Genomic DNA, 21108 nt, shown 5'->3' on the forward strand with positions numbered 1-21108 from the left:
CCCGATAGCGATATTGGTGTGCAATTGGTGTAGCTCGCGGGCTTCCATCGCACCAAAGGAAAAACCCCTAAGTGAATCAATCACTTAGGGCTTTAAGTCCTGGCGGAAACGGAGGGATTCGAACCCTCGATGAGGCTCTACACCCCATACTCCCTTAGCAGGGGAGCACCTTCGGCCACTCGGTCACGTTTCCAATAAAGCGATTCTAACCCGAGTTTTTTACGACTCCGGGAAAAAACGCAAATTTACTCCGATTTGTCGAGGCCGAAGGCGGTGTGCAGCGCGCGCACGGCCAGCTCGAGGTACTTTTCATCGATCACGACCGAGGTCTTGATTTCCGAGGTCGAGATCATCTGGATGTTGATGCCCTCTTCGCTCAGCGTGCGGAACATGGTGCTGGCCACGCCTGCGTGGCTGCGCATGCCGATGCCGACGATGCTGACCTTGCAGATGCTCGGGTCGCCCACGGCTTCCTTGGCGCCCAGTTCGGGAACGACCTTGCTTTGCAGCAAGTCCATCGCGCGCTGGTAGTCACCCTGGCCCACGGTGAAGCTGAAGTCGGCGATGCCGTCCTTGCTGATGTTCTGCAGGATCACATCGACTTCGATGTTGGCTTCGGCCACGGGGCCCAGGATGCGGTAGGCGATGCCCGGGGTGTCGGGCACGCCGAGCACGGAGATCTTGGCTTCGCCGCGGTTGAACGCGATGCCGGATACGACAGCCTTTTCCATTTTTTCGTCTTCCTCAAAAGTAATCAGCGTGCCCGATTGGGCTTCTTCGGCCAGATCCATGTCCCAGGGCGTGAAGCTCGACAGGACGCGCATCGGCACCTTGTATTTGCCTGCGAACTCGACCGAACGGATTTGCAGCACCTTGCTGCCCAGGCTGGCCATTTCGAGCATTTCCTCGAAGCTCACGGTGGACAGGCGGCGGGCGGCGGGAACCACGCGCGGGTCGGTGGTGTAGACACCATCGACATCGGTGTAGATCAGGCATTCGCTGGCCTTGAGCGCCGCGGCCATGGCCACCGCCGACGTGTCGGAGCCGCCACGGCCCAGCGTCGTGATGTTGCCCGCCGGGTCTATGCCCTGGAAGCCGGTGACGATGACCACACGGCCGGCGTCGAGATCGGCGCGCACGCGCTGGTCGTCGATAGACTCGATCCGGGCCTTGGTGTAGCTGCTGTCGGTGCGCACCGGCACCTGCCAGCCTGCGTAGCTGACCGAAGGCATGCCTTCGGCCTGCAGGGCAATCGCCAGCAGCGCCGACGATGCCTGCTCGCCCGTGGAGGCCAGCATGTCGAGCTCACGGTAGTAGGAGTTTTGCGGCTGCGCAGGCGCGAGCTCGCTGGCCAGGCCAAGCAGACGATTGGTTTCGCCACTCATGGCGCTGGGCACCACCACCATCTGGTGGCCGGCCCGAGCCCACTTGGCCACGCGCTTGGCAACATTGCGGATGCGCTCCGGGGAGCCCATCGACGTGCCGCCGTATTTATGAACGATCAGTGCCATTGGATATCAAGGTGACGAAACTTCGGACATGGCGCGAGGAATGGGGGCGTTTTGGCGCGCCAGCGATTTTCGTACAAAAGTAGACCAAAACTCAGGGATTGTACCAACCGAGCAACGCCCCTGTTTTCACCACAAACCCGCACCCCAACTTGAGATGGATTTGGTGGCCGCGCGTGGTGCAGGCGGCAACCTGGCGCAGCAGCTCCTCGAGCTGCGCCGCGGCCGGTGTGGTGGCGTGCGCCACGCGCAGCCAATGGCGCAGAAGATTGGCCTGGCGCGCGGTGCTCAAGGCCTGCAAGGCGGCGATGCGCGGCGGATTGCCCACAACGGCGAGATCGGTTTCTGCGACTTCCTGCAGCAATTCGGCGGCCTGCGCGCAGTGCCGGCTGCTGCGCGCAAACGTGTCACGAAATTGCGGAAACGCGGCCTGCAGCTGGGGCAGCAATTGCGCGCGGATGCGGTTGCGCGTGAAGCGCTGATCGGCATTGCTCGGGTCTTCTATCCAGTCCTGCTCGCGCGCCACCAGCCAGTCGCGCAGCGCCGCGCCATCGACTTGCAGCAGCGGGCGCAGCCAGGTCAATCCCAGTCGCTGCCATTGCGCGGGCATGGCAGCCAGCCCGGCCACACCCGCGCCGCGCGACAGCGCCAGCAGCAGGGTTTCGACCTGGTCATCGGCATGCTGGGCCAGTGCGATGGCCGCCATGGGACGGCCGGGCCAGGCGTGCAAGGCGGCATCGGCCAGCGCCGCATAGCGGCTTTGCCGCGCGGCGTCTTCGGGGCTCTGGCCGGCCGCATGGCGCGCGTCGACGCGGCACACCGCAAGCGGCACCTCCAGGCGCGCGCACAGCGCTTCGCACTGGGCGGCAAAGCCATCGGCCGCGCTTTGCAGGCCGTGGTGCACATGGATTGCATGCACCTGGCCGTGCCAGCGCCGGGCGCAGGCGAGCAGCAGCGCCGTCGAGTCGGCGCCCCCGCTCAACGCCACGGCCAGCGGCAGGGGCGGTGCGAAGGCCGCGATGGCGGCATCGAACGACTGGGTCATGTGGGACTTCCCTATGGGGTGGGCCGAGACGACAACGGCTCCCTCAGGAGCCGTGTGTGCATGCGCGGGCGACGAATCAGCCAGCGGTCTCAGCGGTTTTCGGCCTTGGTATCCGAGTAGCGGCCATAGCTTTGCAGGCGTTCGTAACGGCGGTCCTGCAATTCCTTGGGGCTCAGGTCGGCGAGCTGGCGGTAGGCATCGCCGAGCGCGCGCTTGAGGAAGGTCGCCATCTGCTTGGGGTCGCGGTGCGCGCCACCGACAGGCTCGCTGACGATCTTGTCGACCAGGCCCAGGGCCTTGAGGCGCAGCGCGGTGATGCCCATGGCCGCAGCCGCTTCTTCTGCCTTCTCGCCGGTCTTCCACAGGATGGATGCGCAGCCTTCGGGGCTGATCACCGAGTAGACCGAGTACTGCAGCATCAGCACCTGGTCGGCCACGCTGATCGCCAGCGCGCCGCCCGAGCCGCCTTCACCGATGACGGTGGAGATGATGGGGGTCTGCAGCTGCGCCATCTCGTAGATGTTGCGGCCGATGGCTTCGGACTGGCTGCGCTCCTCGGCGTCGATGCCGGGGAATGCGCCCGGCGTGTCGACGAACGTGAACACCGGCAGCTTGAACTTCTCGGCGGTCTTCATCAGGCGCAAGGCCTTGCGATAGCCTTCGGGGCGCGTCATGCCGAAGTTGCGCAGCGTGCGCTCCTTGGTGTCGCGGCCTTTCTGGTGGCCGATGACCATGCAGGGCTGGCCGTTGAAGCGCGCCAGGCCGCCGACGATCGACTGATCGTCCGCGAAGTGGCGGTCCCCGTGCATCTCGACGAAATTGGTGAAGATTTCGCGCACATAGTCGAGCGTGTAGGGACGCTCGATGTGGCGCGCGATCTTGGTGATCTGCCAGGGGCTCAGATCGCTGTAGATGTCGCGCGTGAGTTGCAGGCTCTTCTTGCTCAGCTGGTCGATCTCTTCCGAGATGTCGACCGCACTTTCGGTCTGCACGTAGCGCAGTTCTTCGATTTTGGATTCGAGCTCGGCAATCGGGTGCTCAAAATCCAGAAAATTCTTTTTCGCCAATGTTTTTCTCCTTGTCCCGGCCTCGGGGCTCAGGGCCTTGGGTTGATCAATAGGCCACAGGCAGCGGGTCGAGCGATCGCCAAATATACCAAGTCGCGACACTGCACCAGGGCTTCCAGGCCTCCGCCACCTCGCGCGCATCGCTGCGGCTGACGGGGTCGCCCGAAAAATAGTTCTTGCTGATCCCGCTGATCAACCCCGCGTCATCGAGGGGCAATACATTGGGCCGCATGAGGTAAAAAATCAGAAACATCTCGGCCGTCCAGCGGCCCACGCCGCGGATGGCCATCAGCTCGGCGATGATGGCTTCGTCGCCCATCGTCGCCCAGTCGTTGGTGTGCAGCCGGCCTTCGGTGAAGTGCACGGCCAGGTCAACCAGATAGTCGACCTTGCGCGCCGACAACCCGGCCGCGCGCATGTCGTCGACCTTGAGCCGCAGCAGGTGCTCGGGCGTCATGCTCGCGGGCAGCAGCGCCAGGCGGTTCCACAGCGTCTGTGCGGCCTTGATCGAAATCTGCTGACCGACGATCGAACGCGCGAGCGTCACGAAAGCGTCGCCACGCGTTTGCAGCGCCTGGCCCGCGTATTGCGGAATCAGTCGCTTCATCACCCGGTCTTTTTTGACCAGGTGCTTGCAGGCTTCTGCCCAGTAGGCAGGCGCAGACAACGGCGTGATCACCACGTTCGCTATCTCTTTAGGAGCATTCACCGCTGGTACCGCCTACATTAAACACATTGAAATGAAAATCCATGGTCTGCCGCCGTTCAGGGCGCGGCCTCCCAGGTGGTGCCGGCCGCGGAATCCTTGAGCACAATGCCCTGGGCCAGCAGGGCCTGGCGGATACGGTCCGCCTCGGCCCAGTCTTTCGCGGCCTTGGCCGCGGCGCGCGCTGCAATCTGCGCCTGTACGGCAGCAGCATCCACGCCGCCAGCCACGCCGGCCTGCAGGAATGCCTCGGGGCTGTCCTGCAGCAGGCCCAGGCACGCGCCCAGGGCCTTGAGCAGGCCAGCGGTCTGCGCGCTGTGGCTGCGGTTGACTTCGGCGGCCAGCTCGAACAGCACGGCCACGGCTTCGGGCGTGCCGAAGTCCTCGTCCATCGCTGCCTTGAAGCGCGCGGCCTGGGGCTGGGCCCAGTCGATCGCGACGTCGGCCGCGGGCACCAGGCTCAGCGCCGTGTACAGGCGCTTGAGCGCCGAGCGCGCATCGTTGAGATGCACATCGCTGTAGTTCAGCGGGCTGCGGTAATGGCTGCGCACCACGAAGAAGCGCACCGTCTCGGCGTCGAACTCCTTGAGCACATCGCGGATGGTAAAGAAATTGCCCAGCGACTTGGACATTTTCTCGTTGTCCACGTTGATGAAGCCGTTGTGCATCCAGGTGCGCGCCAAGGTCTTGCCGGTCGCGCCCTCGCTCTGGGCAATCTCGTTTTCGTGGTGGGGAAACTGCAGGTCCGCGCCGCCGCCATGGATGTCGAAGCTCTCGCCTAGCATTTCGCAGCCCATGGCCGAGCATTCGATGTGCCAGCCCGGGCGGCCCTGGCCCCAGGGGCTGTCCCACTTGACTTCGTCGGGCTCGGCGGGCTTGGCGCTCTTCCAGAGCACGAAGTCCAGCGGATCGGACTTGCCGTCATCGACGGCCACGCGTTCGCCGGCCTGCAGCTCGTCGAGCGACTTGCCCGACAGCTTGCCGTAGCCCGGGAACTTGCGCACCGCGAAGTTCACGTCGCCGTTGCCCGCCTGGTAGGCCAGTCCGCGCTGCTGCAGCCGGCCGATCATGCTCTGCATCTGCGGCACATAGTCGGTGGCGCGCGGCTCGAAGCTCGGGCGCTCTATGCCCAGCGCGTCCGCGTCCTGGTGCAGCGCCGCGATCATGCGGTCGGTCAGCTGGCGAATGGTTTCGCCGTTCTCGACCGCGCGGCGGATGATCTTGTCGTCAATATCGGTGATGTTGCGCACATAGGTCACGCGCAGGCCGCTGGCACGCAACCAGCGCTGTACCACGTCGAAGGCGACCATGGAGCGCGCATGGCCCAGATGGCAGAGGTCGTAGACGGTCATGCCGCACACATACATGCGGACATGGCCCGGTTCTATCGGCGAAAACGCTTCCAATGCACGCGACAGCGTGTTGTAGATACGCAAACTCATGGAATGTCTGTTACGAGGGAGAGAGGGGAACGGCCTGCCGAAGATGACAGGCCCTGGGTCCCATGCAGCAAGAAGTGTGCGCCTGGCACGGCGGCACCCTGAAAAGGGGGCACCAGGGTCCATGCGGGCTGACACCCCTCAGCTACAATTGATCGAAGTATAAGCCCGCGCCGCAGGCCCGTCCCTGCCCGCACTGAAAGCACCTACATGCCTGCACGCAACGCCTTCCCCCGCGCCCTGCGCCTGTTGACCCTGGCCGCCGTGCTCGCCTCGGGCGCAGCCCATGCCGATGACTACGCCGAAGTGAACCAGTTGCTGCGCGCGGGCAATGCCGCGCAAGCCATCGCCCGCGCCGACACCTACCTCGCCAGCAATGCGCGCGACCCGCAGATGCGTTTCCTCAAGGGCGTGGCCCAGACCGATGCCGGCCAGAAGGCCGGCGCGATCGCGACCTTCACGCTGCTGGTCGAGGAATACCCCGAGCTGGCCGAGCCCTACAACAACCTGGCCGTGATCTACGCGGCCGATGGCGACCTCGACAAGGCCAAGGGCGCGCTCGAGATGGCGGTGCGCAACAACCCGACCTATGCGGTCGCGCACGAGAACCTCGGCGACATCTATGCGCGCCTGGCCTACCAGTCATATCTGCGCTCGCAGGATCTCGATCCGCGCGCCGCGCCGAATCTGCACCCCAAGCTGACCCAGTTGCGCAGCATGCTGCAGCCTCAGCCCGCCGCGCCGGCCGCCCAGAAATAAGCCTGCGGCCCGGGCGCCCTGTTCGCCGCCCTTTCGCAGCAGCCTGAACGAGCGACGGGAACTGTTCGCCGCCGCAGGCCATCCCACTGCCATTCAAACCCTGGAGTCACGCATGATTTCCCGCAGAAAAACCACTTTCGCCCTGGCCGGCCTGGCGCTGTCCGCCGGCCTGCTCGCGGCCACCGGCGCCGCCGCGCAGACTTCGCCCCAGGTCGAACTCAAGACCTCGCTGGGCGCGATCGTGCTCGAACTCGACGCGGCCAAGGCGCCCAGGACCGTGGCCAATTTTCTGCAGTATGTGAACAGCAAGCATTACGACGGCACGGTGTTCCACCGCGTGATGGACGGCTTCATGATCCAGGGCGGCGGCTTCACCGAGGACATGCAGCAAAAGCCCACGCGGCCGCCCATCCCGCTCGAAGCGCGCAACGGCCTGAAGAACGACAAGTACACCATCGCCATGGCCCGCACCGGCGACCCGAACTCGGCCACGGCCCAGTTCTTCATCAATGTCGCGGCCAACGCCTCGCTCAACGCGCCCCAGCCCGACGGCCACGGTTATGCCGTGTTCGGCAAGGTCGTGCGCGGCACCGATGTGGTGGACAAAATCCGCGCCGTCGCCACGGGCAGCCGCGGCATGCACCAAAATGTGCCCACGACGGCAGTCACGATTCTCTCGGCGCGCCAACTGCCCTGAAGATCGTTTGACGCGGCCTGCATGGGCCACAATGCCTCCCTTTTTTCACCCCATCTCCAAAGGAATTCCCATGAGCAACCCACAAGTCGAACTGCACATCACCGGCCACGGCGTGGTCACCATAGAACTCGACGCTGAAAAGGCACCCAAGTCGACCGAGAACTTCCTGGCCTATGTGAACAAGGGCCACTACAACAACACGATCTTCCACCGTGTGATTCCCGGCTTCATGGTCCAGGGCGGCGGCTTCGAGCCCGGCATGACGCAAAAGGACAGCGACGCGCCTATCGAGAACGAAGCCAAGAACGGCCTGAAGAACACCAAGTACACCCTGGCGATGGCACGCACCAGCGACCCGCACTCGGCCTCGGCGCAGTTCTTCATCAACGTCGCCGACAACGGCTTCCTGAACCACACCGCTCCCAGCGCCCAGGGCTGGGGCTACGCCGTGTTCGGCAAGGTGGTCAAGGGCACGGAAATCGTCGACGCGATCAAGGGCGTGAAGACCGGCCGCAAGGGCTTCCATGACGACGTGCCCCTGACCGACGTCGTGATCGAAAAGGCCGTGGCCCTGTAAATGGCACGACCACTGCCTGTGCCTTGCACTGACCAGCGCCGCTGCCTGCGGGCCGCGCTGCACGGGCAGTTTTCCGGCTTGCACCAGGACGCCGGCCATGCCGCATCCTGATGCCCCCGCCCTGCCCTCGGCCCCCGCAGCGTTCGAGCTGCCGGTGCCGGCCGACTGGCAGCGCATTGAATTCATTTCCGACCTGCATCTGCAGGCCAGCGAGCCGCACACCGTCGCGGCCTGGCTCGATTACCTGACGCATACAACGGCCGACGCGGTGTTCATGCTCGGCGACCTGTTCGAAGTCTGGATAGGCGACGATGTGCTGGACGATGCACAGAGCTTCGAAGCGCGCGCATGCGCCCGGATGCGCGCCGTTGCGCAGCAGCGCGCGCTGTTCTTCATGCAGGGCAACCGCGACTTCCTCACCGGCCCGGCGTTTGCCGAGCGCAGCGGCTGTACCTGGCTGAGCGACCCGACAGTGCTGGAATTCGCAGGCCAGCGCTATCTGCTGAGCCATGGCGACGCGCTGTGCCTGGACGACACCGACTACCAGCGCTTTCGCGCCATGGCGCGCACCCGCGCCTGGCAGGATGCGTTTTTGCAGCAGCCGCTGGAGACACGCCGCGCCCAGGCGCGCGGCATGCGCGACCAGAGCAGCTCGCACCAGCGCGCGTCCATGGTCTACGCCGAGCTCGACCGCCAGGCCAGCCTCGACTGGCTGCAGGCCGCGCGCGCGACCACGCTGATCCACGGCCATACCCACCGCCCGGCCGACCATGACCTGGCTGCAGGCATGCGCCGCATCGTGCTCAGCGACTGGGACCTGACCGCCACGCCGGCGCGCGCCGAAGTGCTGCGGCTCGATCGCGCGCACGGCCTGCAACGCCTGCCCTGGCCTGGCGCCGGAGACCAGGCCGCATGAGCCCGCCTGGCGCGCTGCAGCGCTGGTGGAGCCACCTGCGCCGGCGCCTCGCGCCGCTGCCCGAGATCGACGCCGGACTGTGGCTTGCGGCTGTTCAGGCCTATCCGTTCCTGCACGCACTGCCACTGGCCGACCAGGCCAAGCTGCGTGCGCTGGCCGCGCTGTTCCTGCAGCGCAAGCAGTTTCACGGCGCGCACGGTCTGGTGGTGACCGATGCCATGGCGGTGCAGATCGCCGCCCAGGCCTGCCTGCCGCTGCTGCACTGGGGCACGCCACGCGAGGCGCTGGCCTGGTATGACGATTTCGTCGGCATCGTCGTCCACCCCGGCGAGGCCGTGGCGCGGCGCGAGGCCGTGGACGAAGCCGGCGTGGTCCACTATTACAACGAAGTGCTGCTGGGCGAAGCCATGGACGGCGGGCCGGTGATGCTCAGCTGGCAGGCCGTCGACGACAGCCGCCACAGCGTGGCCGCGGGCACCAGCGTGGTGATCCACGAATTCGCGCACAAGATCGACATGCGCAACGGCACGGCCGACGGCTGCCCGCCGCTGCCGCCGGGCTTCATGGGCAGCACCGGCACGCGCGCGGCGCGCGCGTTGTGGCATGCGGCCTGGGAGCCGGCCTATGCGCAGTTTCGCGAGCAGGTGATCATCGCCGAGCGCTTTGGCGGCGCCTCGCCCTGGCTCGACGGCTACGGCGCCACGGCCCCGGCCGAATTCTTCGCCGTGGCCTGCGAAGCCTATTTCGTCAATCGCGCGCAGTTCGCGCAGGAATTCTCTACGCTTGCGCCGCTGCTTGCGGCGTTTTTCGGGCCTGCGCGCAACGCTTAAACCCGGGTCAACGCAAGCCGTCCAGCCATTGCATGCTGGCCTTCAGCTCATCGGGCCGGATTTCATGCGCGCTGGCGTACTCGTGGTAGTCCAGCGCCAGCGGCAACGCCTGCACATGCTCGCGCATGGTGTGCGCGCTGGTCAGTGGAATCACATTGTCGTAAGTGCCATGGCTGATCCACAGCGACTTGCCGGAGAACGCTTCTACCGGCGCCTGCAGCGACCGCACTTCGGGCAGCAGGCGGCTGTGCCAGACCATGGCCGCGCGCAGCGACTGCGGCTGGGTCAGCAGCGCCGACAAGGCCATGATGCCGCCCTGACTGAAGCCCGCGAGCACCGTGCGCCCGGCAGGAATGCCCAGCTCCTGCTGTGCCTGGGCCAGCGTGCGCTCGAGTTGTTCACGGCTTGCGCGCTCCTGCGCGACGTTGATATGGCGCACGCCATTGGTGTCCACGGTGAACTGGAACCAGGCATGGGCCTGCGCGCCCATGGGATACGGCGCACGCAGGCTCAGCACATGGAAATGCGCGGGCACATAGGCCGCGAGGCCAAACAGATCCTGTTCGTTGCTGCCCACGCCATGCATCAGCACCAGCAACCAGGGGGAGCCGCCCTGCGCCCGGGGCTCGCGCTGGAGCAATTCCAGCGGCAGATCGGTCAAATGGTTCATGGCATTCCTTTTCTAAGCGTTCTTGTACGCGAAACCGCGGTTTCAGGCCAGGGCCAGCTCATTCACCGCGCGGCTTGCCGCGCAAGGCCTTGGTCTCGCTGCGCTGGCTTTTTCCTTCGAGCCGGCGCATCTGCGAGCCGCGCGTGGGCCGGGTCGCGCGGCGGGCCTTGGGAGGCTTGGCCACGCTGCGGGCCAGCGCTTCGAGGCGTTCGAGCGCATCCCAGCGATTTTGCTCCTGGCTGCGGTATTGCTGGGCCTTGATGACGACCACACCCTCCTGGGTGATGCGACTGTCGTGCAGGGCCAGCAAGCGCTCCTTGATCGCATCGGGCAAGGACGAGGCGCGGATATCGAAACGCAGGTGCACGGCCGACGAGACCTTGTTGACGTTCTGGCCGCCCGCCCCCTGGGCGCGCATGAAGCTGAACTCCACTTCGCGCTCGTCGATCAGGCCTGGGTCGCTCATCGCCCACCCGCCTCCAGGCAGGCCAGCAGCACCTGGTGAAAGCGTTCGGGCTGCTCGAACTGCACCCAATGGCCGCCATCGGCCACCCAGTGCAGGCCTTCGAAATGCGCAGTCGCGGCGACCAGCGCCTGCTCCAGCGCCGCGTGGCGGCCCAGATAGAGCGCGTCGTGCCGACCATAGATGGCGTGCACCGGGCAGACGATGCGGCCCAGCGCCTGGGCCAGCGCATCGGTCTGCGACAGGCGCCGGCGCGGCAAACGGTCGCGCAGCACATTCTGCACATGCAGCGCCAGCGTGTCGGCGTCGATGCCCGCAGGGTCATGCAGCATCAGCGCCTGCAGATTGTGCCTGTGGGCCTGCTCGCGCGCCGACTCGCTTGCCAGGTGGCGCCAGCCCAGCAGGCGCACTGCCTTGCCGCTGCTGACCCACATCGCGGGCGCGCCGACCACCACCAGCTGGCGCACGCCCTGCGGATAGCGCGCGGCCAGCATGCCGGCCGTCATTCCACCAAACGAAAACCCGACGAGGTCGAACCTTCGGACGCCCAGCAGCGACTGCAGGCCTGCGTGCAAGGGCTCCAGCATGGCGTCGGCGTCATGCCCGCCGGGCACGCCGTCCGAGTCGCCAAAGCCCGGCAAGTCGGGCGCCCAGACTTCGCGGCCCGTGGCCACCAGCGCTTCGATATTGCGCAGCCAATGGGTCCAGCTGCCGCTGCCGCCATGCAGCAGCACCAGCGGCGCCGTGCCCGCCCCCACGCCTTCACCCCAGACATGCCAGACGATATGCCCACCGGAAAAGGCCGTGGTCACACGCCGCGCCCGGGCCTGCAGCCGCGCGACGGCGGCCGGCACCTGCGCGGGGTCGCTCGCCCTGTTCACCATTGCGCGACGGCGTCGATCGCCAGGCCATAGCCGGCCACGCCGAAACCGCACATCACGGCCCGGGCCGCGGCCGACAGGTAGGAATGGTGGCGAAAGCTTTCACGCGCATGCACGTTGCTGATGTGCAGCTCGACCAGCGGCACGCCCGTGCCCTTGACCGCATCGAGCAGCGCCACGCTGGTGTGCGTATAGGCCGCGGCATTGAAGATCAGGCCCGCGAGCTGGCCCTGGGCATGCAGGCCCCCGGCTTCGTGGATCCAGTCGACCAGCACGCCTTCGTGGTTACTTTGGTGGAAAGCGAGTGCCAGGCCATGGCGCGCGCAGGCCTGTTCGCACAGGACCTGCACGTCGGCCAGCGTGGCCGCGCCATAAATGGCGGGCTCGCGCGAGCCCAGCAGATTGAGATTGGGGCCGTTCAGGACATAGACAGTTTTCACACAACACTCCGGACGTCAGACCGCCGGATTATGCGGGCCCCGGCCGGTGTCCGGCGCGCAGCGCGCAACACCCGCAGGCGCGTTCGCTCAGCGGTGGCCGTGGCCGCGATGGCCGTGGCGGCGATTGTGGTCGCGGTAGCCATGGCCACGGTGCTTGTCGTAGTGCTTGTAGTGGTGCTTGCCGTAATAGCCGTGGCGCGGGGGCATGACGACCACGGGGGCCGCATGGTAGATCGGGCGCGGCGCGTAGTAGACCGGCGGCGGCGCATAGTAGACCGGCCCGGAAGCCACGACCAGCGGCATGGTGTTGGCGACGCCCAGGGACACGCCCGGGGAATGCACGCCTACCGACCAGACCACATCGCGTGCCTGGGCCGCGCCCGCGCCGGCCAGGGCAACGAACGCCAGGGCCGCGCCCGCCACACGCGCACGCCACGATTTCAGCGAAAGCTTGCTTGTTGTCATCAGGAACTCCTTGTTCGAATCGGCCTGCCGGGATCAGCCTGCCGCGGCGCAAAAAGCACCGCTTGAAGTACTTAACGCGCGACCACACCGTGAGGATGGCCCAAAACCCCGCTGGAATTGTTTCTGTTCGCAACGAAGAAGTTTCCATTGGTAAGAAGCCCTCTGACGGGCCTCGCGCCTAAAATGCCGGGATGAGTTCTTCCGACGCCACCAACACCCTCCCAGAACCGGTCAAGCCGAGTAATTTCCTGCGCCAGATCATCGAGGCCGACCTGGCCCGCGGTGTATATGCCCAGCGCCGCTGGGGCGGCAGCCCTGGCGATGCCGCCCACCATGCGGCAGGCGAGCCCGACCCGGCCCGGATCCGCACGCGCTTCCCGCCCGAGCCCAACGGCTATCTGCACATCGGCCACGCCAAGAGCATTTGCCTGAACTTCGGCCTGGCGCGCGACTACGGTGGTGTCTGCCATCTGCGCTTCGACGACACCAACCCCGAGAAGGAAGACCAGGAGTACGTCGACGGCATCATCGACGCCGTGCACTGGCTGGGCTTCGACTGGGCCCAGGCGGGAGAAGCGCCAGGCAGCGCCGCGCCCTACCAGGCCAGCGACTACTTCGACTTCATGTACCGCGCGGCCGAATACCTGGTCGAGCAGGGCCTGGCCTATGTGGACGAGCAAACGGCCGAGGAAATGCGCGCCAGCCGCGGCGATTTCACCCGGCCCGGCACGAACAGCCCCTTCCGTGATCGCACGCCCGCGCAGAACCTGGAGCGCTTTCGCGCCATGCGCGACGGCCAGCTCGCCGACGGCGCCGCCGTGCTGCGCGCAAAGATCGACATGGCCGCCGCCAACATCAACATGCGCGACCCGGCAATCTACCGCGTGCGCCACGCCGAGCACCACAACACCGGCAACCAATGGTGCATCTACCCGATGTACACCTTCGCGCACCCGATCGAGGATGCGCTAGAGCACATCACCCACTCGCTGTGCACGCTGGAGTTCGAAGACCAGCGCCCGTTCTACGACTGGCTGCTCGACCAGTTGCTGGCTGGCGGCCTGATCGCCGCGCCCCAGCCACGCCAATATGAATTCGCGCGCCTGAACCTGACCTATGTGATCACCAGCAAGCGCAAGCTCAAGCACCTGGTGGACAACGGCATCGTGCAGGGCTGGGACGACCCGCGCATGCCCACCGTCGTCGGCCTGCGCCGCCGCGGCTACACGGCGCAAAGCATCCAGACCTTCTGCGAGCGCATAGGCGTGACCAAGGATTACAGCTGGATCGACTACGCCACGCTCGAAGGCTGCCTGCGCGAAGACCTCGAGAACCAGGCCCACCGCGGCATGGCCGTGCTCGACCCGGTCAAGCTGGTGCTGGAAAACTGGGACGACGTCATGGGCGCGGGCCACCTCGAGCCCTGCACCCTGCCCGCGCTGCCCCATCCGCCCGAAGGCCAGGCGCCGGCGCTGCGCCACTTCACCATTGGCCGCGAAGTCTGGATCGAGCGCGAAGACTTCCAGGAAGTGCCGGTCAAGGGCTACAAGCGCCTGTTCCCCGGCAACAAGGTGCGCCTCAAGGGCGGCTATGTGATCGAGTGCACGGGCTGCCGCAAGAATGCCGACGGCGAGATCACCGAAGTGCTGGCCCAATTGGTGCCCGACACCAAGAGCGGCACGCCCGGCGCCGACAGCGTCAAGGTCAAGGCCGCGATCACCTGGGTCGGCGTGGCCGACGGCGTCGCCGCCGAAGTGCGCATCTACGAGCGCCTGTTCACCGACGCCCAGCCCGACGCGGGCGGCAAGGACTTCCTCACGCTGCTCAACCCCGACAGCCTGAAAGTCGTGACCGCCTTCGTCGAGCCGTCGCTGGCCGGCGCCGCGCCCGACACCCGCTTCCAGTTCGAGCGCCACGGCTACTTCGTGAGCGACCGCCAGGACCATGCGGCGGGCAAGCCGGTGTTCAACAAGATCACCGGACTGAAAGACAGCTGGGGCAAGTAAGCCCGGCATCTGACGCACGCAAAGGCTGCCGCTGGCAGCCTTTTTCATCTCTCCCGGAAATCCGACGACACCATGCAAGCCCTGCTCCACGCCATCGCCACGATGGAACTGCCCACCGATGCCCGGCGCATCTTCCACGGCCGCGGCGGCCTTTACCCGGGCTGCGAACACTGGGCGCTGGACGCCTACGCGCCCGTGCTGCTACTGACCAGTTTCAAGCCCGTGGCTGACGAGGAGCTCGCGACCATAGGCGCGGCGCTGCAAGCGCGCTGGCAGCAGATAGGCGCAGGAGCGCCGCTGAGCTGGGTCTTCCAGTGCCGGCACGAAGGCCGCAGCGAAACCCGGCTCATGGCCGGCAGCGTGCCCGAGCCGCATGTGGTGAGCGAAAACGGCACGCGATACCGCGTGCATGTGCTCAAGGGCCAGAACCACGGCCTGTTCCTCGACATGGCCGAAGGCCGGCGCTGGGTGCGCGAGCATGTGGCGGCGCACCCCGAGCTCGAGCGCCCCGGACTCAAGGTGCTGAACCTGTTCGCCTACACCTGCGCGTTTTCGGTCGTCGCGCGCCAGGCCGGTGCCAGGCAGGTGCTCAATCTCGACATGAGCCAGGGCGCGCTGGCCATAGGCCAGCAAAACCACCAGCTCAACGAGATCAGCGACGGCGCGAGCTTTCTCGCGCACGATATTTTCAAGACCTGGGGCAAGATCACGCGCGGCGGCCCCTACCATCTGGTCGTCGTCGACCCTCCGAGTTTCCAGAAAGGCAGCTTTGTCGCGACCAAGGACTACGCCAAGCTGATGCGCCGCCTGCCCGACCTGCTGCGCCCCGGCGGCCATGCGCTGCTGTGCCTCAACGCGCCCGAGCTCGGCCAGGACTTTCTCCAGGGCCAGATGCAGGAGTTCGCGCCCGAGCTGGCCTTTGTCGCGCGCGTGGCCAATCCCGCTGTGTTCGCCGATGTCTCGCCCGAGCGTTCGCTCAAGGTGCTGGTGTATCGCGCGCCCGACTGACAGCCGCGGGCGCCCGGCCGCGCCACAATGGCGCCATGCCGCAGCGGGCCTGCCCGCCTTTCCTCATTCCACCGGCCTGCCCTTGCCATGAACACCTCCCCCCCGAACGCCTTGACCCGCCGCCTCGCCTTGCAGGCCGGCCTGTGCACGCTGCCGCTGGCTGCCTGGCCACTTGCCGCACAGGCTGCCGGCTCCGAAGTCTGGCCGCAGGATGCGCGCGTGCCCGGCGGCGTGGCGCGCCTGTCGCTGGGCCCCGCGGCCCGGCGCCCCAAAGTGCTGTCCGGTGGACTGCCGGTGCGGGTCATGGGCGACATGATCGAATGGACGGCCATCGTCGGCATTGCGCTTTCGGCCGCGCCGGGCCTGCACCGCGTGCAGGTCGACGCGGGCGAAGGCCAGCGCAGCCTCGAATACACGGTGCGTGACAAGCGCTATCAACAGCAGCAGCTCAAGGTCTCGCCCAAGACCGTGGACCTCGCGCCCGAAGACCTCGCGCGCCATGAACGCGAGCGCGCCCACCAGCAACAGGTGATGGCGCTGTTCACCGCGCCACGCAGCGAGGAGCTGCGCATGCGCGTGCCGGTGCCGGGGCGGCGCTCGAGTTCCTTCGGGCTGCGCCGGGTATTCAACGGCCAGCCACGCAATCCGCACAGCGGCATGGACATCGCCGCGGCCACGGGCACGCCCGTCGTCGCCCCCCTGCCGGGCAAGGTCGTCGATGTGGGCGACTACTTCTTCAACGGCGGCACGGTCTGGCTCGACCATGGCGCGGGCCTGCTGAGCATGTACTGCCACCTGAGCCGCATCGATGCCAAGCTCGGCGATGTGCTGGCAACGGGGCAGGCGTTTGCGGCCGTGGGCGCGACCGGGCGCGTGACCGGGCCGCACCTGCACTGGGGCGTGATGCTCAACCAGACGATGGTGGATCCAGCGCTGTTCGTGCCCGCGTAAGCGCCTTATTCTTCGGGCAGCGCCTCGGACTGCAGGAAGCGCTTGACCAGGTCGAAGAAGTTTTCGTAGAAGGCATCGACTGCAATGGTCTCGCTGCCCACCTTGACCATCGAATCATTGCTGGCCGCGAACGGCAGCGAGACCGAGCCCAGCGCGCCCACGCCCAGGCTCGCCGAGTTCGCGCTTTTCTTGAGCGCATAGCGGTCCTGCAGCGCGGTCACGAAGCCCAGGCTGATGCTGTGGTCGGCGCTCTCGGGCACGCAGACCACGCGGATCAGCATCTGCAGATGCACTTCGGGCTCGGGCTGGAAGCTCTTTTGCCCTTCGATCAGGTCGGCACGCGCGTTGTTGATCATGTAGCCCTGGCTCAGCAGCGCCCGGCGTGCGGCCTCGCAGGTCTGGGCAGGGGTGGCGTCGAACAGCCGCGAATAGGTAGCGGTCGAAGAGAAATCCTCCTGTGACCGTACGCGCTTCATCGGCTCGCTCGCGCAGGCCGTCAATGTCCCGGCCAACGCAAGCCATGCCACCGGCCAGAGGCTGCGCCGCCATCCGTCCATCCGTGTCTGCTTGACCACCAGGTGCTCCTTGTTCAATCAGTTACAAGCGGCTGGGGCCGCCTGCAAAAATGCTATCAAATTTTATAGCACACTCCCCTTATCGAAGTTGCCCCACGGGTTACAAACCTGGAGCTTCTGCCCCCGCCAGCGAGCCGTCGCCCGGGACCACCCGAACACGGCGCGCACACGTACATGACCAGGCACCGCTGTCCCACAGACGCAGCCTGACCCCAACTACGCGGCCACCCGGGGTAGCGCTTGCATGCTTGCAACTGTTGCAATTTTTTCAGCCGCTTGGGCTGGCATTGAAAGGAAACTCCATGCGATTTTTTGGCATCCTGGCCCTGTCGGCCGGCCTCGCGGCCTGTGCGACGTCGCAGACCGTCACGCCCGATACCGGCGCGGACGCGGCCACGCTCGAGGCCTACCATTGGCAATTGCGCGAAGTCCGCAACAGCCAGGGCCAGCCGCAGGCGGGCTGGACACTGCCGCCCGCGCCGGCCGCCGCCGCCCAGGCACCTGCGGCCGCACGCACGGTGCTGCTGAACTTTGCCCAGAACCAGGTGTCTGTCGGCCGCCTGTGCAACGCGCTTGGAGCGAGCTATAGCCTGCAGGGCAATGCGCTGCACATAGGGCCGGTGCGCGGCACGCTGATGGCCTGCCCGGACTCGGCGGCGATGGCGCTGGAGCAGCAGGTCGGCCAGCGCCTGCCGCAGGCCAGCCAATGGCGCATTGCCGCGTCCCCCGCCAACGCCGGTGCGCCAGCAGCGCCGGTGCTGACGCTGGTGTTCGCGGATGGCGGCCAATGGGTGCTCGACGGCGCGCCCACCGACGCCACGCGTTACGGCAGCGCGGGCGAGCGCATGTTTCTCGAAGTGGCGCCGCAGCGCGTCGCCTGCAGCCACCCGCTGATCCCCAACTACCAATGCCTGCAGGTGCGCAAGATCGAATATGACGGCCAGGGCCTGAAGACGCGCGTGGGCTCCTGGGAAAACTGGTATGGCGACATCCAGGGCTACACGCACCAGCCGGGCGTGCGCAATGTGCTGCGCATCCAGCGCTACCCTGTGGCCAATCCGCCCGCCGATGCCCCGGCCTTTGCCTATGTGCTGGACATGACCGTGGAGTCGGAAATCGTGCGCTGACCGGCGCGCGAGAGCCGCAGCCCCTGCGGGGCTGCGGGTTCAACGAAAGCGAAAGCGCCCGTCGACGAACATCGACGCGCGCTGCGCTCCGTTGGTCTTTTCGTCGGTATAGGACCAGAAAGCCTTGACCGTGCCCCGGGCGGTGTCGACCACCTGGCTCACGGTAAAGCCGCTTTTCTCTATCCAGTTGAGGAAGTGCAAAGTGTCGCTGAGCTGCAGATAGCTCAAGCGCTCACGCCCTTCGGACGTGCTGCCCTTGCAGTCCGTGACCTTCCAGAACAGGACACCTTGGGGCGAGTAATGGACTTCGGCCTGGCTGTCCGGAAAGTCGATGATGGCCTCGCGCCCCAGAAGAGAGCTGGTGTTGAGCAGCGACATAGGTCGGTTCCTTTGCAGGTTGAATGGATCACCTTACTGGGCAGGCACTGGTTGGGATTGTTGGGTACAAAACTGGCGAAAAAATGTGGGAATAGCGCCCGTTCCAGGGTCATCAAAATCGCATCCACCAGACACCCCGCGGCCACTGCCCCGCGGCGGCCTGCAGCCTGCGCGGCTTTGGCGCACAATCTCGGCGCGTGCCGGGCCGCCTTTTCATGGCCCCCGCCCCTTTCCAGACAGGTCCGCGCTTTGGCTTTCCCACTCTCTCTTCCCGCTTCTGGCGCCTTGCGCCAGCCTGGCTTTCTTCCCTTTCTCACGGCACGCCTGCTGGGCGTGTTTGCCCAGCAGATGCAGGCCGTGGTCGTGGCCTGGCAGGTCTATGACCTGACGCGCGACCCGCTGTCGCTGGCCTATGTCGGGCTCGCACAGTTTCTGCCCATGCTGCTGCTGTTGATTCCCGCGGGCGACCTGAGCGACCGCATGAGCCGCAAGCGCATCCTGGGCGCGAGCTGGAGCGTGGCCGCGCTGTGCGCCGGGCTGCTGTTCTGGCTTTCCGCCCAGCACACCACCAATGTCCACTGGATCTATGCGGTACTGGTGCTGTTCGGCTGCAGCCGGGCCTTCACCGGACCGGCCATGCAAAGCCTGCTGCCGCAGATCGTCGCGCGCGAGCACCTGGCCCAGGCGCTCGCGACCAACAGCATGCTGATGCGCACCGCGTCGATTGCCGCGCCCGTGCTCGGCGGCGTGCTCTATGCACTGGGCGGCGGCGAACTCACCTATGGCTGCGCAATGATGGCGCTGGTGCTTGCCGTGCTGATGCTCACGCGCGTGCCCGTGCTCCACGCCGCGCCGCGCACGGCCCTGGTCGGCCGCATGTGGCAGCGGTTTGGCGACGGCATACAGTTCATCCGCAGCCGGCCCATCATCCTGGGCACGATTTCGTTGGACCTGTTCGCGGTGCTGCTCGGCGGCGTGATCGCGCTGCTGCCCATCTACGCGCACGAAGTGCTCAAGGTCGGCCCCGAAGGCCTGGGAATGCTGCGCAGCGCCATGGCCATAGGCGAAGTGGCGACCGGGCTGTGGCTCAGCGCCCGGCCCGTGCGCCGCCATGTGGGCCGCGTGATGTTCGCGGCCGTCGCGGTGTTCGGCCTGGCCAACCTGGTGTTCGCGCTGTCGACCTGGTTCTGGCTGTCGATGGCCGCACTGATGCTCGCCGGCGCGGCCGACATGGTCAGCGTCTACATCCGCTCGGCGCTGGTGCAGTTTTCCACGCCCGACACCATGCGCGGACGCGTGAATGCGGTCAACATGCTGTTCATAGGCTCGTCAAATGAACTCGGCGAGTTCCGCGCGGGCAGCAGCGCGGCGCTGCTGGGCGCCGTTCCCGCGGCGATTGCCGGCAGCCTGTGCACGCTGGCTGTGGTCGGCGGCTGGATGACCTGGTTCAAGCCGCTGCGCGACGTGGACCGGCTCGAGGACGCAGCGCGTATCTCCGCAGCGCCCGAGCGCCAGGCCTGACGGGTCAGCGCTGGCGCTTGCGTTGGCGCAGCAGTTGCACCACGCCCTCTGCCAGCAGCACGGCAATCGCGGCAAATACCAGCGCATAGGTCGGCCACTGGCCGGGCTGCAGGCTTTCGCCCAGCAGCAGCGCGACCAGCACCAGCAGCACGGGCTCCACATAGGACAGCAGGCCGAACAGCCCCAGCGGCAGCCAGCGACTCGCGGCCATGTAAAGCGCCAGCGCCACCGCGCTGACCACGCCCAGCAGCGGCAGCAGCGCCCACAGCGCGGGGTGGTCGGGCAACAGTGCCCAGCTCGAAGGCGCGCGGCCCATGAACCACAGCGCGGCCGGCACCAGCAGGGCCATGTCCAGCCAGTGGCCCACGATTCCCGGAATGTCCAGGCGCCGGCGCAGCGCGAAATACACCGGATAGCCCAGCGCCACCAGCCAGGTCTCCCACGACATGCCGCCCGCGAACCAGAGCTCGTGCGCCACGCCCAGCGCCGCGAGCAGCGTGGCCAGTGCCTGCGCGCGCGACAGCCGCTCGCCATAGATCACGCGCCCTACCAGCACCATCACCAGCGGCAGCAGGAAATAGCCCAGCGACACCGGCAGCGCACGGCCATGCAGCGGCGCCCACATGAACAGCCACAGCTGCACGCCCAGCATGGCCGCGCTGGCCAGCAGCAGCAGCGCCAGCGCCGGGCGCGAGCGCACGCGCCGCCAGACCGCGGCCAGCAGCGCGGTTTCGCCCAGCGCCAGCAGCAAGATGGTGGTGAACGGCAGCGTCATCAGCACGCGCCAGCCGAAGATCTGCTCGCCGTCGAGCGGCGTCAACCAGGGGGAGAACGAATAAATCGCGCCGAACAGCACCGATGCGAGCACCGACGCGACAATGCCTTTGAGCATTCAACTCTTTCCAATGCGGGTCACCGCGACTATCCCCTTGCGGGAAAACCCTTGATTGTGACCGCAGCGCGCATGCACCGCAACGGTGCAGATCGCCATCCGGGCCGCGCTGGCTTACAGTGCGGGCCCGCCCCGCCTTTTTCTCAGGACCCGCGCCTTGCCCGATCTGCCGCCCACAGCCCCCGCC

Annotated in this window: 23 protein-coding genes and 1 tRNA gene; 10 read left to right on the forward strand and 14 right to left on the reverse strand. The window is 66.6% G+C overall.

The window, feature by feature from the left end:
* Window positions 1-100: 100 nt before the first annotated feature.
* The 6 genes from GVL12_RS24620 to cysS all read right to left on the reverse strand — a co-directional run bounded on the left by GVL12_RS24620 (window position 101) and on the right by cysS (window position 5768).
* A tRNA-Ser gene (locus GVL12_RS24620) sits at window positions 101-193 on the reverse strand.
* 52 nt (window positions 194-245) lie between these two features.
* On the reverse strand, window positions 246-1511 hold the full coding sequence (locus tag GVL12_RS24625; protein WP_159918196.1) for an aspartate kinase: 1266 nt from the start codon (window positions 1509-1511) through the stop codon (window positions 246-248).
* 91 nt (window positions 1512-1602) lie between these two features.
* Window positions 1603-2553, reverse strand: a complete 951-nt coding sequence (gene tilS, locus GVL12_RS24630) for a tRNA lysidine(34) synthetase TilS (protein ID WP_159918197.1) — start codon at window positions 2551-2553, stop codon at window positions 1603-1605.
* An 89-nt stretch (window positions 2554-2642) separates the two neighbouring features.
* Window positions 2643-3620, reverse strand: coding sequence for an acetyl-CoA carboxylase carboxyltransferase subunit alpha (locus GVL12_RS24635; RefSeq protein ID WP_159918198.1), 978 nt, complete (start codon window positions 3618-3620; stop codon window positions 2643-2645).
* Between the two features lie 46 nt (window positions 3621-3666).
* Complete coding sequence (locus GVL12_RS24640; protein ID WP_200844062.1) at window positions 3667-4227, reverse strand: DNA-3-methyladenine glycosylase; 561 nt, start codon at window positions 4225-4227, stop codon at window positions 3667-3669.
* A 158-nt stretch (window positions 4228-4385) separates the two neighbouring features.
* Window positions 4386-5768: a cysteine--tRNA ligase gene (gene cysS, locus GVL12_RS24645; protein WP_159918200.1), complete on the reverse strand. Its 1383-nt coding sequence runs from the start codon at window positions 5766-5768 to the stop codon at window positions 4386-4388.
* 207 nt (window positions 5769-5975) lie between these two features.
* On the opposite strand from cysS, the gene GVL12_RS24650 reads away from it, so the two are divergent.
* The 5 genes from GVL12_RS24650 (at window position 5976) to GVL12_RS24670 (ending at window position 9544) form a co-directional block, all read left to right on the forward strand.
* Window positions 5976-6524, forward strand: coding sequence for a tetratricopeptide repeat protein (locus tag GVL12_RS24650; RefSeq protein ID WP_159918201.1), 549 nt, complete (start codon window positions 5976-5978; stop codon window positions 6522-6524).
* A gap of 112 nt (window positions 6525-6636) precedes the next feature.
* Window positions 6637-7221, forward strand: coding sequence for a peptidylprolyl isomerase (locus GVL12_RS24655; protein WP_159918202.1), 585 nt, complete (start codon window positions 6637-6639; stop codon window positions 7219-7221).
* A gap of 70 nt (window positions 7222-7291) precedes the next feature.
* On the forward strand, window positions 7292-7798 hold the full coding sequence (locus tag GVL12_RS24660; RefSeq protein WP_159918203.1) for a peptidylprolyl isomerase: 507 nt from the start codon (window positions 7292-7294) through the stop codon (window positions 7796-7798).
* 97 nt (window positions 7799-7895) lie between these two features.
* Complete coding sequence (locus GVL12_RS24665; RefSeq protein WP_159918204.1) at window positions 7896-8714, forward strand: UDP-2,3-diacylglucosamine diphosphatase; 819 nt, start codon at window positions 7896-7898, stop codon at window positions 8712-8714.
* Window positions 8711-9544, forward strand: a complete 834-nt coding sequence (locus tag GVL12_RS24670) for a zinc-dependent peptidase (protein ID WP_159918205.1) — start codon at window positions 8711-8713, stop codon at window positions 9542-9544. The genes GVL12_RS24665 and GVL12_RS24670 overlap by 4 nt, the downstream gene beginning before the upstream one ends.
* A gap of 7 nt (window positions 9545-9551) precedes the next feature.
* On the opposite strand, the gene GVL12_RS24675 is transcribed toward GVL12_RS24670, so the two are convergent.
* The 5 genes from GVL12_RS24675 to GVL12_RS24695 form a co-directional block, all read right to left on the reverse strand.
* Window positions 9552-10214, reverse strand: a complete 663-nt coding sequence (locus GVL12_RS24675; RefSeq protein ID WP_200844063.1) for an alpha/beta hydrolase — start codon at window positions 10212-10214, stop codon at window positions 9552-9554.
* Window positions 10215-10272: 58 nt separating this feature from the next.
* Window positions 10273-10680, reverse strand: a complete 408-nt coding sequence (arfB, locus tag GVL12_RS24680) for an alternative ribosome rescue aminoacyl-tRNA hydrolase ArfB (RefSeq protein WP_159918206.1) — start codon at window positions 10678-10680, stop codon at window positions 10273-10275.
* Window positions 10677-11561: an alpha/beta fold hydrolase gene (locus GVL12_RS24685; RefSeq protein ID WP_159918207.1), complete on the reverse strand. Its 885-nt coding sequence runs from the start codon at window positions 11559-11561 to the stop codon at window positions 10677-10679. Before GVL12_RS24685 ends, arfB begins: the two co-directional genes overlap by 4 nt.
* The gene (aroQ, locus tag GVL12_RS24690; protein WP_159918208.1) at window positions 11555-11998 is read right to left on the reverse strand and encodes a type II 3-dehydroquinate dehydratase; all 444 of its coding nucleotides are present in this window, start codon (window positions 11996-11998) and stop codon (window positions 11555-11557) included. Before aroQ ends, GVL12_RS24685 begins: the two co-directional genes overlap by 7 nt.
* An 87-nt stretch (window positions 11999-12085) precedes the next feature.
* Complete coding sequence (locus GVL12_RS24695) at window positions 12086-12463, reverse strand: hypothetical protein (protein ID WP_159918209.1); 378 nt, start codon at window positions 12461-12463, stop codon at window positions 12086-12088.
* A 191-nt stretch (window positions 12464-12654) separates the two neighbouring features.
* Here GVL12_RS24695 and GVL12_RS24700 point away from each other — a divergent pair, with 191 nt between their 5' ends.
* The 3 genes from GVL12_RS24700 to GVL12_RS24710 all read left to right on the forward strand — a co-directional run bounded on the left by GVL12_RS24700 (window position 12655) and on the right by GVL12_RS24710 (window position 16428).
* Window positions 12655-14469 (forward strand): glutamine--tRNA ligase/YqeY domain fusion protein, encoded by a 1815-nt coding sequence (locus tag GVL12_RS24700; protein WP_159918210.1) that lies wholly within the window; start codon window positions 12655-12657, stop codon window positions 14467-14469.
* 72 nt (window positions 14470-14541) lie between these two features.
* The gene (locus GVL12_RS24705) at window positions 14542-15477 is read left to right on the forward strand and encodes a class I SAM-dependent methyltransferase (RefSeq protein ID WP_159918211.1); all 936 of its coding nucleotides are present in this window, start codon (window positions 14542-14544) and stop codon (window positions 15475-15477) included.
* Between the two features lie 87 nt (window positions 15478-15564).
* A complete protein-coding gene (locus GVL12_RS24710) occupies window positions 15565-16428 on the forward strand; it encodes a M23 family metallopeptidase (protein WP_159918212.1) in 864 nt (287 codons plus the stop codon).
* A gap of 5 nt (window positions 16429-16433) precedes the next feature.
* Here the strand turns inward: GVL12_RS24710 and GVL12_RS24715 are convergent, their stop codons facing one another.
* Complete coding sequence (locus tag GVL12_RS24715; protein ID WP_200844064.1) at window positions 16434-17003, reverse strand: DUF2242 domain-containing protein; 570 nt, start codon at window positions 17001-17003, stop codon at window positions 16434-16436.
* 302 nt (window positions 17004-17305) lie between these two features.
* On the opposite strand from GVL12_RS24715, the gene GVL12_RS24720 reads away from it, so the two are divergent.
* Window positions 17306-18130 (forward strand): META and DUF4377 domain-containing protein, encoded by an 825-nt coding sequence (locus GVL12_RS24720; protein ID WP_159918213.1) that lies wholly within the window; start codon window positions 17306-17308, stop codon window positions 18128-18130.
* Between the two features lie 39 nt (window positions 18131-18169).
* Here GVL12_RS24720 and GVL12_RS24725 read toward each other — a convergent pair whose 3' ends face one another.
* Entirely contained in the window at window positions 18170-18508 is a 339-nt protein-coding gene (locus tag GVL12_RS24725; RefSeq protein WP_159918214.1) for a hypothetical protein, read from the reverse strand.
* A gap of 249 nt (window positions 18509-18757) precedes the next feature.
* Here GVL12_RS24725 and GVL12_RS24730 point away from each other — a divergent pair, with 249 nt between their 5' ends.
* Window positions 18758-20029: an MFS transporter gene (locus GVL12_RS24730; protein WP_200844065.1), complete on the forward strand. Its 1272-nt coding sequence runs from the start codon at window positions 18758-18760 to the stop codon at window positions 20027-20029.
* Window positions 20030-20033: 4 nt separating this feature from the next.
* On the opposite strand, the gene rarD is transcribed toward GVL12_RS24730, so the two are convergent.
* Window positions 20034-20921 (reverse strand): EamA family transporter RarD, encoded by an 888-nt coding sequence (gene rarD, locus GVL12_RS24735; RefSeq protein WP_159918216.1) that lies wholly within the window; start codon window positions 20919-20921, stop codon window positions 20034-20036.
* Window positions 20922-21108: the final 187 nt, after the last annotated feature.

Origin of the sequence: Pantoea sp. 18069, assembly GCF_902706035.1 — a bacterium.
Taxonomy (GTDB): domain Bacteria; phylum Pseudomonadota; class Gammaproteobacteria; order Burkholderiales; family Burkholderiaceae_C; genus Comamonas.